Raw genomic sequence first — 13,194 nt, forward strand, 5'->3', positions numbered from 1 at the left:
GAGGTCGTCGATCAGATCTCTGGTTCGAGGATATCGAGATGCACCGCGAGGGTGGCTCGAACACGGCCGCGTCCGCGTCGGCTCTGTGCGGCGTCCGCGACGACCACGGCACGCAGGGTGCTGGCGACTGTCTGGCCAGCCGCGTAGCCGAAGCGCACGAGTGCGCGCACTCTGCCGTCATCGCCGTGGGGCAATGGGCCGAGCACCGCTTCACCGCGGATGCCGATTTCAGCGAGCGCATCCAGGGCTGCCCGAACCGACGCCGGCAGCCCGTCGATCTGCGCGACGCGGGTCGTCGGCGGCATGTGCAGCGGCAGCCGATCCTCGAGCTCGCTGCGCGCGTATCCCGCCGCGCTCCAGGTGGCCAGCGCGCGCGCCACGGGCCCGTTGACGCCGACGAGATGGATCGGTGCGCCGGGCGCTGCGAGAGCGGCCGCGTTCGCCCACCAGCGCAGGCACGACTCGCCGATCCGCAGATCGGGGGCCTGCAGCATCCGGGCGCCGTCGAGCAGAATGACCGCGCGATAGCCTTCCTCGGCGATGGGCTCGGCGCCGCGGGTGGCGATGACCAGTGCAGGTTTCGTATCGACCTGCGTCACGGGGTGAGCACCGTCGGAGACGATCACCCGCACCCCGGGGAAGGCCCGACCGAGTTCGTCGGCGGTGCGCTCTGTGCCCGAGGAGGCCAGGCGCACTTTGTCGGACGAGCACTCTGCGCACCGCCACGAGTTCGCCGCGCGTCCGCACCAGCCGCAGACCGGTACGGCGCCGCGGCGACGTGCTCCCAGCGGGCCGCCGCAGTGCGCGCATCGGGCGGGGGTGCGGCACGTCGCGCAGACCAGGGTCGGTGAGAACCCGGGTCGTGCGACCTGCACCAGCACCGGGCCCTCAGCGGTGGCCGCTCGCGCAGCGGAGAAGGCGCTGGATGGCACGCGCTGCGCGGTCTGCTCCAGCTCCTGCGGCGTGCTCAGCAGCACCCGCGGTGTGATCCGTCGGACGGCGGTCACATCGCGCATCCAGCCGTGCTGCACCAGCCGTTCGGCATCGCTCGACCGCGTGTGTCCGACCAGCAGCAGGGTGCTCTCCTCCTGCTCCTGGCGGATGAGCGCCGCGTCCCGCGCGTGCACGTACGGTGCCAGCGGTTCGGCGAGCAGCGGGTCGCCGTCATCCCAGATCGCGACCAGACCCGCCTGCACCGGCGAATAGACCGCGGAGCGATTGCCGATCACTACGCACGGTGCGTCGCCCAGGGTTCGCAGGAACGCACGGTACCGGTCGGGGTTCGTCTGCCTGGCGTCGTGCCTGACGACAGCCTCGGCCGGCAGCATGGTGTTCAGTGCCGCGACCAGCATCTCCTGATCGCGGTAGTCGGGCACGACGAGGATGCTGGAGTGTCCCCCGGCGAGCTTCGTCGTCGCCGTGGCAGCCAGTAGCAGTGCCCACCCGGCAATCGCGCCCTCTTGCACGGGGATGGCTTCGACCGCGGCGCGTGCGTGTTCGGCGAGCACCTCATCGAGACCGTCGTACGCGGCGATGACTTCGGTGGCGCGTTCATGGGCGTCAGCGTCTGGCAGAGGTGCGTCCTCGATCGGATGCCACGACTTCTCGACGCGCACCTGGCGCTTCGGGATTGCGAGCCGCAGGATGTCGGATGCCGAGCCGGCGGCGCGATCAGCCGCGCGGCGCGCGAGTCGGTACAGCCGGTCGGGCAAGACGACCACCGGCGAGACGACGCTCTCGATCTCGGAGAGGGCTCGCGCCGCATCGTGCTCTTCGTCTATCTCGACGATGTAGCCGTCGATCACCCGGCCGGCGGTGCGCAGCGGCGCCTTGATCCGGACGCCGCACTCGACGTTGCCGAGTTGCGGTGGGAGCGCGTAGTCGAACAGTCGATCCAGCTGCGGCAGAGGTGAATCGATGAGCACACGCGCGATGCGCCGCCCCGATGTCATGTCGACTCAGAGGCCGGCGGCGCGGCGCAGCTCGTCAGCGCGGGTGGTCTTCTCCCACGTGAAGTCGGCGTTGTCGCGGCCGAAGTGGCCGTAGGCCGCTGTCTGAGCGTAGATCGGGCGCAGCAGGTCGAGTTCCTCGATGATCGCCTGCGGACGCAGGTCGAAGACATCGGTGATGGCGCGTGTGATGGCTGCTTCGTCGACCTTGCCGGTGCCGAACGTCTCGACGTAGAGCCCCACCGGGCGGGCGACGCCGATGGCGTACGCCACCTGCACCTCTGCCCGGTCGGCGAGTCCTGCGGCGACGACGTTCTTCGCCACCCATCGCATCGCGTAGGCACCCGAGCGGTCGACCTTCGACGGATCCTTGCCGCTGAACGCACCGCCACCGTGGCGGGCTGCGCCGCCGTAGGTGTCGATGATGATCTTGCGGCCGGTGAGCCCCGCATCGCCCTTCGGCCCGCCGGTGACGAAGGGTCCGGCCGGATTGATGTAGTACTTGAGGTCATCGGCGAGGTCGAGACCGATCTGAGCGAGCACCGGGTCGATGACGGCGGTGCGCACCAGTGCGCGCAGTTCTTCCTGCGAGATGTCGGGGTGGTGCTGGGTCGACAGCACGACCGAATCGATGGTCTTCGGTGTGAAGCCGTCGTAGCCCAGCGTGACCTGTGTCTTGCCGTCTGGCCGCAGGAAATCGAGTTCACCCGAGCGGCGCACGTCGGTGAGTCGCTCGGCGATGCGGTGCGCGGTCCATGCCGCCATCGGCATGAGCTGCGGAGTCTCGTTGGTCGCGAAGCCGAACATGATGCCCTGGTCGCCTGCGCCGAGCTCGTCGCGCGGGTCGGTGGACCCGCCGTCGCGCTGCTCCTGGGCCTGATCGACACCGTGTGCAATGTCGGAGGACTGCTCCCCCACAGAGATGCTCACCCCGCACGACGAGCCGTCGAAACCCATGTCGCTGGAGGTGTATCCGATGCCGTTGACCACGTCGCGCACGATCGTGGGGATGTCCACGTAGCCTTCGGTGCGGATCTCACCCGCTACATGCACAAGACCGGTGGTGACGAGCGTTTCGACAGCGACGCGAGAATCGCGATCGACGGTCAGCAGACCATCGAGGATGCTGTCCGAGATCTGGTCGCAGATCTTGTCGGGGTGTCCCTCGGTGACGGACTCGGACGTGAACAGACGCAACGCGCTCATCGATGCTCCAGGGCTGGAAGTTCGGGCGGAGCCGGATTCGGCTCTACGCCAGTGTGCAGGGAGCCGCCGACATCCGGGTACGGACGTCGGCGGCTCCCGGTGCGAAGATCACTCAGCGTGACGGATGCGGAGCTTGTCTTCGTTGATCTCGTGCAGAGCGATGGTGAGCGGCTTGTCCTCCACCGACGAGTCGACCAGCGGGCCGACGTTGTCGAAGAGGTTGCCCTCGTGCAGGTCGGAGTAGTAATCGTTGATCTGGCGCGCGCGCTTGGACGCGAAGATCACGAGCTCGTACTTCGACGAGACGCGCTCGAGAAGGTTGTCGATCGGCGGATCGATGATGCCCTGGTTGGTTCCGGCCATGGTGGACCTCCTGGTCAGGCGGCGGTGTCGTAGTTTTATGACGTGCCGCGAAGCAGTTGAGAGCGCGCGCGAAAGCTCAACGCGCAGAGACTGAAGACAATTCTACGACCTCCCGGGCCGCCGTGGCGACGTCCGCGTTAACAATGCGGAAATCGAACTCGTTCTGGGCAGCCAGTTCGGTGCGTGCGGTGCGCAATCTGCGGGCGCGCTCCTCGGCATCCTCCGTGCCCCGGCCCACGAGTCTCTGCACCAATTCGTCCCACGACGGAGGCAGCAGGAAGACCAGCGTCGCCGAGGGCTCGGCGGCGCGCACCTGGCGGGCACCCTGCAGATCGATCTCCAGCAGGACCGTCTTTCCTTCAGCCAGTGCTTCATCCACTGGCCGGCGCGGCGTGCCGTAGCGGTGCGAATTGTGCACCACGGCGTATTCCAGCAGCTGATTCTCAGCGATCAGCCGGTCGAATTCCGCGTCATCCACGAAGAAATAGTGCACACCGTCGACTTCGCCGGGTCGGGGCTTGCGTGTGGTCGCCGACACAGAGAGGTGGATCTCGGGGTGGGATTCACGAATGCACGCAGCGACCGTGCCCTTGCCGACCGCCGTCGGACCGGCCAGCACGAGCAATCGGCTGCGACCACTGCGCGGAGCGGGAATCGGGAACCGCTCGTCGAGCCACTCCGACAGCGCCGCGATCTGACGCACGCCGAGGCCGCCCAGGCGCTTGACGTCCGAGATCCGCAGCTGCTCCAGGACGCGATCCCGCTTGCCGGCGCCGATCGCCGGCAGTGCCATCAGAAAATCGGTGATGCGCATCGTCGCGGCGTCGGAGTCCGCATCCGCGAGCGCGGCGCTGAGCACATCTTGAGGTGCGATCACCCGCGTGGTGAGGTCGCGTTTGAGCGCGGCGCGCGCCCGTCGGCGCTCCAGTGCACGCCGTGACGCGGCAAGACGATCGACAACCGGTACAGCCGGGCGCTCAGCCACGAAGAACCTCCTGATAACGCGTCGCACGCGCGGTGATCGCCTCGGCAATGCCATCGGGTCCGGCGCCGAGGATGCTCCGGCTCTCGCTCGCGAGCACATTGCCGGCGAGTGATCCGAAGCGGTGGGTGAGATCTTCCGGAGTCGCGCCCTGCGCTCCGAAACCGGGGGCGAGGATGGGCGTGCTGATCAGCATCCCGTCATCCAGCCCGAGTTCGGCGCGATCGACCGTCGCGCCGATGACCACGCCGACGGGCCCGATGCCGCCGTCGAATGCGTCCGAGCCGTTGACCCAGGTGACGTCGCGAACAACCCGCTGTGCAACGGTCTGCTCGACACCAGCAGCGACGTCCACGGTGAGCGCGGACTGCAGCGCAGCCGCCTCCGGGTTGCTGGTCGCCGCGAGCACGAAGACGCCCTTCTCCGCGCGCACTGCGCTGGTGAGCGTATCGCGCAGTGACTCCGGTCCCAGATAAGGACTGATCGTCACCGCGTCCGCTTCCAGCGGCGAACCCGGCTCCAGCCAGGCTGCGGCGTAGCCGGCCATCGTGGAGCCGATATCGCCGCGCTTGGCGTCGGCGATCACCAGCAGACCCGCAGCTCTGGCCGATGCCATGACGTCCTCGAGCGCGGCGAATCCTCGCGACCCGAAGCGCTCGAAGAACGCGACCTGCGGCTTCACGACACCGACCCGACCCGCCGCGGCCGCAACCACGGCAAGCCCGAAGGAGCGGATGCCGTCGGCGCTCTGCGGCAGGCCCCACTGGTCGAGCAGTGCGGCATGCGGGTCTATCCCGACGCACAGCGGACCGTGCGCATCCCACGCAGTCTGCAGACGTGCCCCGAAGGACGCAGTCACATCGACGCCTGCCGATCATGCGCGTACTCCTGCAGGCTGCGCACCGAGAAGCTCTCGTGTGCGGCATCCATTCCGCTGACCGCGGCGCCGAGAACGGCCATCGTCGTGAACAGCGCCTTGTCCGCGGCGACCGCGGCCGCACGGATCTCATAGCCATCTGCACGCGCGGCACCGCCGCTGGGCGTGTTAACGACGATGTCGATCTCGCCGTCGTTGATGAGGTCGACGATGTTCACCTCACCGCTGTCGACGGTGTCGCTGTACTTCGACACGACCGTGACATCGATGCCGTTGCGGCTGAGGATCTCGGCCGTGCCCTCCGTGGCCACCAGCGTGAATCCGAGCTGCTGCAGGCGGTGCGCGGGGAGGATGACGGCGCGCTTGTCGGCATCCGCCACCGAGATGAAGACGGTTCCCGAGGTGGGCATGCCGCCATAGGCGGCAGCCTGGCTCTTCGCGAAGGCCGTCGGGAAATCACGATCGATTCCCATGACCTCACCGGTGGAGCGCATCTCCGGCCCCAGCACCGAATCGACGATCTTGCCGTCTGCCGTGCGGAAGCGCTTGAACGGAAGCACTGCCTCCTTGACCGCCACCGGCGCTCCCAGCGGGATGCGAGAGCCGTCCTGCACGGGGAGCATCCCCTCGGCGATCAGGTCGGCGATGGTCGCACCGGCCATGATGCGACTGGCCGCCTTCGCCATCGGAATGCCGAGTGCCTTCGATACGAACGGCACCGTGCGGCTCGCCCGCGGGTTGGCCTCGATGACGTAGAGCACGCCCGCGCTGATCGCGAACTGCACGTTCAGCAGGCCGCGCACACCCACGCCAGAAGCGATCGCGAGGGTGGCCACGCGGATGCGGTCGACGTCGGTGCGGCCGAGCGAGACCGGAGGCAGCGTGCAGCTGGAGTCACCGGAGTGGATGCCGGCCTCTTCGAGGTGCTCCATCACGCCGCCGATGTACAGATCGGTGCCGTCGTAGAGCGCATCGACATCGAGTTCGATCGCGTCGTCGAGGAAGCGGTCGACGAGCAGCGGTTTGCCCGCCTCGATGACCACCTCGCCCGCGGTGCGCACGAAATAGTCACGCAGCGTCGGGGTGTCGTAGACGATCTCCATGCCGCGACCGCCGAGCACGAAGCTCGGCCGCACCAGCACGGGGTAGCCGATCTCCTCGGCGATGCGCACGGCTGCGTCCACGTCGATGGCGGTGCCGCTGCGCGGAGCGACGAGCCCCGCCTCGTCGAGCAGGCGCGAGAAGAGCTCGCGCTCCTCGGCGAGGTCGATCGCGGCGGGGCTGGTGCCGAGAATCGTGTACCCGGCTGCTTCGATGCCCTTCGCGAGACCGAGCGGAGTCTGCCCGCCGAGCTGGCAGACGACGCCCAGGATACTGCCGCTGCGCGCTTCGGCATCGAGCACCTCGAGCACGTCCTCCAGGGTCAGCGGCTCGAAGTAGAGCCGATCCGAGGTGTCGTAGTCGGTGGAGACCGTTTCGGGGTTGCAGTTGATCATGACGGTCTCGTACCCGGCATCCGACAGTGCGAACGACGCGTGCACGCACGAGTAGTCGAACTCGACGCCCTGCCCGATGCGGTTCGGGCCCGACCCGATGATGACGATCTTGGTGCGGTCGGATGCGGCGATCTCATCCTCGAAGTCGTAACTCGAGTAGTGGTACGGGGTGAGAGCCGGGAACTCCCCGGCGCAGGTGTCGACCGTCTTGTAGACCGGACGCACGTCGAGAGCATGGCGGATGCTGCGCACCTCGGTTTCGTCGATGCCGCGCAGCTCTGCCAGCTGCAGGTCGGAGAAGCCGTGCTCCTTCGCGTACCGGATCGTCTCGGCATCGAACTCCGGTGCGTCGGCGACCGCCTGGGCAACCTCGTTGATGAGCACCATCTGGTCGAGGAACCACGGGTCGATCGACGTCGCCTCGAAGGCCTGCGCGATCGTCGCGCCCTTGCGAAGCGCCTGCTGCAGCACCACGATCCGACCGTCGGTCGGCGTCTTCGAGATCTCCAGGAGCTCTTCGACCGTGCGGTCCTCGGCACCCCAGTGGAAGCTCGATCCGCGCTTCTCGAGCGACCGCAGCGCCTTCTGCAGCGCTGTGGTGTAGTTGCGACCGATGGCCATCGCCTCGCCGACCGACTTCATGGTCGTGGTGAGCGTGGCATCCGCCGCCGGGAACTTCTCGAACGCGAACCGCGGCACCTTCACGACCACGTAGTCGAGGGTCGGCTCGAAGCTCGCCGGGGTCACGCCGGTGATGTCGTTCGGAATCTCGTCCAGACGGTAGCCGAGCGCCAGCTTCGCGGCCAGCTTCGCGATCGGAAAGCCGGTGGCCTTGGAGGCCAGCGCCGACGACCGTGAGACGCGCGGGTTCATCTCGATCACGATGATCCGGCCATCGGTCGGGTCCACGGCGAACTGGATGTTGCAGCCGCCGGTGTCGACGCCGACAGCACGGATGATGTCGATCGAGATGTCGCGGAGCTTCTGATACTCGCGGTCGGTCAGGGTGAGTGCGGGGGCCACGGTGATCGAGTCGCCGGTGTGCACGCCGACCGGATCGACGTTCTCGATCGAGCAGACGACCACCGTGTTGTCGGCGGTGTCGCGCATGAGCTCGAGCTCATATTCCTTCCACCCGAGGATCGATTCCTCCAGCAGCACCTCGTTCGTCGGCGAGTCGTGCAGCCCCGCACCGGCGATGCGGCGCAGGTCGTTCTCGTCGTAGGCGAAACCCGACCCGAGGCCGCCCATCGTGAAGCTCGGGCGCACGACGAGCGGGTAGCCGAGCTTCTCAGCTCCAGCGAGCACCTCGTCCATGGTGTGGCAGATCACGGAGGCAGCCACATCGGCGCCGCATTCGAGAACGAGCTCCTTGAAGATCTGTCGGTCTTCGCCCTTGCGGATGGCATCGACGTTCGCGCCGATGAGCTCCACGTCGTACTTCTCGAGGATGCCGCGCCCGTGCAGCTCCATGGCGGCGTTCAGCGCGGTCTGACCTCCCAGGGTCGGCAGGATGGCATCCGGCTTCTCCTTCGCGATGATCGTCTCGATGACCTCGGGCGTGATCGGCTCGATGTAGGTGGCATCGGCGAAGTCGGGGTCGGTCATGATCGTCGCCGGGTTGGAGTTGACGAGAATGACCCGCACGCCCTCCTCACGCAGCACGCGGCACGCCTGGGTGCCGGAGTAGTCGAATTCGCAGGCCTGCCCGATCACGATCGGGCCGGACCCGATGACGAGAACGGAGTTAATGTCGTCGCGCTTCGGCATTACTTGCTGGCCTCCTGGGTGGCGATGACGAGATCGCGGAAACGGGTGAAGAGATAGTGGGCGTCGTGCGGACCTGCCGCTGCCTCCGGGTGGTACTGCACGGAGAAGGCCGGAAGATCGTGGGCGCGCAGCCCTTCGACGACCTGATCGTTGAGCCCGACATGGCTGACTTCGATGCGTCCGTAGCCGTTCGGGCTGTCGAAGACGCCGTCGATCGGGGCTTCCACGGCGAAACCGTGGTTGTGCGCGGTGATCTCCACCCGCCCGGTCGTCTTGTCGACCACGGGCTGGTTGATGCCCCGGTGCCCGAAGGTGAGCTTGTAGGTCTCGAGCCCCAGCGCGCGGCCGAACAGCTGATTGCCGAAGCAGATGCCGAAGTACGGCAGGCGGGCATCGAGCACCTCGCGCAGAACCGAGACCTGGGCATCGGAGGCCGACGGGTCGCCCGGTCCGTTGGAGTAGAACACGCCGATCGGGTCGGTCGCCTGGATGTCGGCGAACGTCGCGGCCTGCGGGAGCACGTGCACGTCGAAGCCCAGCGCTGCGAGGTTGTCGAGGGTCGACTGCTTCACTCCGAGGTCGAGCACGGCAAGGTTGCCGATGCGCTCCGCGGATGCCGGAATCACTCGCACCTCAGTGACGGAGACCGCTGCCGAGAGGTTCTGGCCCGCCATCTCGGGAGACGCGGTGACGCGGCGCAGCTGCTCGGCGGGGTTCAGCGCGGCATCCGCGCCGGAGAAGACGCCGCCGCGCATGGCGCCGGCGTCGCGGATGCGGCGGGTCACTGCACGGGTGTCGACTCCGCTGATGCCGACGATGCCATCGCGCTCCAGCGCGGCATCCAGCGACTCCTCGGAGCGCCAGTTGGAGACGATTCGCGAGGGGTCGCGGACGATGTAGCCGGCCACCCAGATGCGCTCGGACTCGCGATCCTCCGCATTCATGCCGGTGTTGCCGATGTGCGGAGCGGTCTGCAGCACGATCTGGCCGGCGTACGACGGGTCTGTGAGCGTCTCTTGGTAGCCGGACATGCCGGTGGCGAAGACGACCTCGCCGAGGGTGGTGCCGCGGGCGCCGTAGGCGCGACCGGGGAACCGCGATCCATCTTCGAGAACGAGCACGGCGGGCTCGTGCGGAATTCGGGGGGAGGTGGTCAAGAGTTCACTCCGTTCTCCGAGGCCGCGCACAGGTGCTGAAGCTCCGGAAGGATCTGTTTCGGCGTGCCGGAGGCGAGCCGAAGGAAGGAATCGATGAGGATGCCGTCGGCCACGCGCCACACCAGGCGGATGAGGCCGTTCGGCTCCACGACGCGGTCGATGGTGACAGTGGCGAGGTCGGCGGCAGTGAGTTGCGCGGATGCCAGGAACACCGTGGGCGCACCATCTAGGCTGAGCGCGACACCGCGATCGGTGAGCACCAGTTCACCGCGTGCACGGTATGTCAGCGGCCGCACGGCCACTCGTTCGAGCGGCTCGTCATGACGTGTGCTGGCGACGTAGAGGATCTCGTGCCTGCTCGTCGTCTCTGCATGCTCGGGCACGCCCAGTGGCGCGGCCAGCCCTGCGTCGCGGCGAATGCGGGCTCGCCAGCCGAAGAACATCGCCAGCAGGATGACCGCCGCGATGGCGACCATGACCAGGACGGCAAATTCCCGGCTCATCGGCGCAACTCCGCGACGAGGTCTCCCCCATCGACCGTGATCGTGCCACCGTGGATCGTCCACTGCACGCGCCCGGGAAGATCGCGACCGAGATAGGGCGAGTTGTGGCTGCGCCCGTGCAGATCTGCCTCGGTGAACACGCCCTGCACGCTCGGATCGTAGAGCGTGACGTGCGCGGGCCGACCCACCTCGAGTGAGCCGAAGCCCTCGAGCTGGCCGATCCGCGCGGGAGCGGCGCTGAGCACGCGCGCCACGTCGGTCCAGTCCAGCATCCCGGTCTCGACCATCGCCTGGTGGACGACGCGCAGCGCGCTTTCCAGCCCGACCATGCCGTTGGCCGCGGCCTGCCACTCGCAGGCCTTCGCCTCCGTGGGATGCGGCGCGTGATCGGTGGCGACGATGTCGATCGTGCCGTCGGCAAGACCTTCGCGCACGGCGAAGACGTCTTCCTGGGTGCGCAGCGGTGGATTCACCTTGTAGCGCGGGTCGTAGTCGCGCACGAGTTCATCCGTCAGCAGCAGGTGGTGCGGTGTGACCTCGGCGGTGACGCGGATGCCGCGCTTCTTGGCCCAGCGGATCAGATCGACCGAACCTGCCGTGGACAGGTGGCAGACGTGCAGGCGTGAGCCGACGTGCTCGGCGAGGAGCACATCACGGGCGATGATCGATTCCTCGGCCACGGCCGGCCAGCCGGCCAGGCCCAGTTCGGCCGAGACGATGCCCTCGTTCATCTGGGCGCCGGGAGTCAGGCGGGGGTCCTGCGCGTGCTGGGCGATGACGCCGTCGAACGACTTCACGTATTCCAGCGCGCGGCGCATGATCAGCGGGTCCCAGACGCAGAAGCCGTCGTCGCTGAAGACCCGTACCCGCGCGCGGGAGCTGGCCATCGCGCCGAGTTCGGCGAGACGCTCGCCCTTCTGACCGACGGTGACGGCGCCGATGGGCTGCACCGTGGCGTACCCCGCGGCCTCGCCCAGTGCGAGCTCCTGCTCGACGACGCCGGCGGTGTCGGCCACCGGCTGCGTGTTCGGCATCGCGAATACCGCGGTGAAGCCCCCGGAAGCGGCGGCGCGAGTGCCCGAGAGCACCGTCTCGGAGGTTTCGAAGCCCGGTTCGCGCAGGTGCGTGTGCAGATCGACGAGACCCGGCAGCGCGACGAGTCCGGCCGCGTCGATGACGCGCGCGCCGGATCGGCTCAGCCCGGTGCCGATCTCGGCGATGAGGCCGTTCTCGATCACGATGTCGGCGCTGTCGCGCCCGAGCAGCTGGACGCCTTCGATGACGAGGGTCTGGCTCATTACACTTCCCCTCGTTCGTCGTTGCGTTCACCCGCGAGAAGCAGGTAGAGCACTGCCATGCGCACGGAGACGCCATTGGTGACCTGCTCCAGCACAGTGGAGCGCGGTGAATCTGCGGCTTCTGAAGAGATCTCGAGCCCGCGGTTCATGGGTCCCGGGTGCAGCACAATGCTATCGCTCGGCAGCGATGCCGCGCGCAGTGCGTCAAGACCCCACATGCGCGAATACTCCCGTTCAGTGGGAAAATATGAGGCATTCATGCGCTCGCCCTGGATGCGCAGCATCATGACGGCGTCGGGGCCTTCGGCCAGTGCGTCATCGAGGTCGTAGAGCACGCGCACCGGCCAGTGCGAGACATTCTGCGGAATGAGCGTCGGTGGTGTCACCAGCGTCACGTCAGCACCGAGCGTCGACAGCAGCCACACGTTCGAGCGCGCGACGCGGGAGTGCAGCACATCGCCGACGATCGTCACGCGCATGCCGGAGAGATCTTTGCCGCGGCTTGCGGCGCCATAGCGGCGCTTGCGCATCGTGAATGCATCGAGCAGCGCTTGAGTGGGATGCTCGTGGGTGCCGTCGCCGGCGTTGACGACCCCTGCCGAGATCCAGCCGCTGGTCGCGAGTGTTCGCGGGGCGCCTGATGCCGAGTGACGGATGACGACAGCATCCGCTCCCATCGCCTGCAGCGTCTGCGCGGTGTCCTTCAGGCTCTCGCCCTTGGAGACGCTGGAACCCTTGGCCGCAAAGTTGATGACGTCGGCCGAGAGCCGTTTGGCGGCCGCCTCGAAAGAGATGCGCGTGCGCGTGGAGTCCTCGAAGAAGAGGTTGACGACGGTCTTCCCGAGAAGCGTGGGCAGTTTCTTGACCTCGCGAGACTGCGTGTCGGCCATGTCTTCAGCGACGTCGAGGATGCGCAGCGCACCATCGCGATCAAGGCTGCGGGTGTCGAGGAGGTGTCTCATGATTCGATCGTCACCTCATCGGCGCCGTCGAGTTCGCGCAGCCGCACGTTGACGCGCTCCGCCCGCGAGGACGGGATGTTCTTGCCGACGAAATCCGGGCGGATGGGCAGTTCCCGGTGACCCCGGTCGATGAGGATCGCGAGGCGCACGGCTGCGGGGCGTCCGATCGACTGGAGCGCGTCGAGGGCGGCACGGATGCTGCGCCCGGAGAAAAGCACGTCATCGACGAGGACGACCGTCTTGCCGTCGATGCCGCCTTCGGGGATCTCGGTGCGCTTGGGCGAGCGCGTGGGGTGCTTGGCGAGATCGTCCCGGAAGAGGGTGATGTCGAGCGAGCCGACGAGGATCTCGGTGTCGGCGATCGCGGAGATGATCGGACCGAGTCGGTCTGCCAGAGTGACGCCACGGGTGGGGATGCCGAGAAGGACGAGGCCTTCAGCGCCACGGTTGGATTCGAGGATCTCGTGGGCGATGCGCGTCAGAGCGCGCACGATATCGGCTTCCTGCAGCACAGTACGTGCAGACAATGGCCACGTCCCTTCTCCGCCTCTCAGGACGGTGTTAAAGGTGGTGATGGGTCCAGTCTAGCGAACGTCCCGTCCTGCTTCCTGCAGGCCAGGCCGCCGAGTGC

At 67.5% G+C, this 13,194-nt stretch carries 11 protein-coding genes; all 11 read right to left on the reverse strand.

Translation table 11 applies throughout. The features are described 5' to 3' along the window. Nucleotides 1–11 precede the first annotated feature (11 nt). The 11 genes from FM104_RS03585 to pyrR all read right to left on the reverse strand — a co-directional run bounded on the left by FM104_RS03585 (nt 12) and on the right by pyrR (nt 13,090). Nucleotides 12–1,952 carry a hypothetical protein gene (locus FM104_RS03585; RefSeq protein WP_087130096.1) on the reverse strand — a complete coding sequence of 647 codons (1,941 nt, stop codon included), beginning with the start codon at nt 1,950–1,952 and terminating at the stop codon, nt 12–14. Between the two features lie 6 nt (nt 1,953–1,958). Further along, nucleotides 1,959–3,155 (reverse strand): methionine adenosyltransferase, encoded by a 1,197-nt coding sequence (gene metK / locus FM104_RS03590; RefSeq protein WP_087130097.1) that lies wholly within the window; start codon nt 3,153–3,155, stop codon nt 1,959–1,961. A gap of 108 nt (nt 3,156–3,263) precedes the next feature. Further along, nucleotides 3,264–3,518 (reverse strand): DNA-directed RNA polymerase subunit omega, encoded by a 255-nt coding sequence (rpoZ, locus tag FM104_RS03595; RefSeq protein WP_087130098.1) that lies wholly within the window; start codon nt 3,516–3,518, stop codon nt 3,264–3,266. Between the two features lie 76 nt (nt 3,519–3,594). Then, complete coding sequence (gene gmk, locus FM104_RS03600) at nt 3,595–4,503, reverse strand: guanylate kinase (RefSeq protein ID WP_256971506.1); 909 nt, start codon at nt 4,501–4,503, stop codon at nt 3,595–3,597. Then, entirely contained in the window at nt 4,496–5,359 is an 864-nt protein-coding gene (gene pyrF / locus FM104_RS03605; RefSeq protein ID WP_087130100.1) for an orotidine-5'-phosphate decarboxylase, read from the reverse strand. Before pyrF ends, gmk begins: the two co-directional genes overlap by 8 nt. Next, the gene (gene carB / locus FM104_RS03610; RefSeq protein ID WP_087130101.1) at nt 5,356–8,643 is read right to left on the reverse strand and encodes a carbamoyl-phosphate synthase large subunit; all 3,288 of its coding nucleotides are present in this window, start codon (nt 8,641–8,643) and stop codon (nt 5,356–5,358) included. The genes pyrF and carB overlap by 4 nt, the downstream gene beginning before the upstream one ends. Then, nucleotides 8,643–9,800 (reverse strand): glutamine-hydrolyzing carbamoyl-phosphate synthase small subunit, encoded by a 1,158-nt coding sequence (gene carA, locus FM104_RS03615; RefSeq protein ID WP_218778551.1) that lies wholly within the window; start codon nt 9,798–9,800, stop codon nt 8,643–8,645. The genes carB and carA overlap by 1 nt, the downstream gene beginning before the upstream one ends. After that, a complete protein-coding gene (locus FM104_RS03620) occupies nt 9,797–10,303 on the reverse strand; it encodes a PH-like domain-containing protein (RefSeq protein WP_087130102.1) in 507 nt (168 codons plus the stop codon). The genes carA and FM104_RS03620 overlap by 4 nt, the downstream gene beginning before the upstream one ends. After that, nucleotides 10,300–11,601 carry a dihydroorotase gene (locus tag FM104_RS03625; RefSeq protein WP_087130103.1) on the reverse strand — a complete coding sequence of 434 codons (1,302 nt, stop codon included), beginning with the start codon at nt 11,599–11,601 and terminating at the stop codon, nt 10,300–10,302. The genes FM104_RS03620 and FM104_RS03625 overlap by 4 nt, the downstream gene beginning before the upstream one ends. Continuing rightward, entirely contained in the window at nt 11,601–12,563 is a 963-nt protein-coding gene (locus tag FM104_RS03630; protein ID WP_087130104.1) for an aspartate carbamoyltransferase catalytic subunit, read from the reverse strand. Before FM104_RS03630 ends, FM104_RS03625 begins: the two co-directional genes overlap by 1 nt. Further along, on the reverse strand, nt 12,560–13,090 hold the full coding sequence (gene pyrR / locus FM104_RS03635) for a bifunctional pyr operon transcriptional regulator/uracil phosphoribosyltransferase PyrR (RefSeq protein WP_087130105.1): 531 nt from the start codon (nt 13,088–13,090) through the stop codon (nt 12,560–12,562). Before pyrR ends, FM104_RS03630 begins: the two co-directional genes overlap by 4 nt. Nucleotides 13,091–13,194: the final 104 nt, after the last annotated feature.

This window comes from Microbacterium esteraromaticum (assembly GCF_900163815.1).
GTDB classification, from domain to species: Bacteria; Actinomycetota; Actinomycetes; order Actinomycetales; family Microbacteriaceae; genus Microbacterium; species Microbacterium esteraromaticum_B.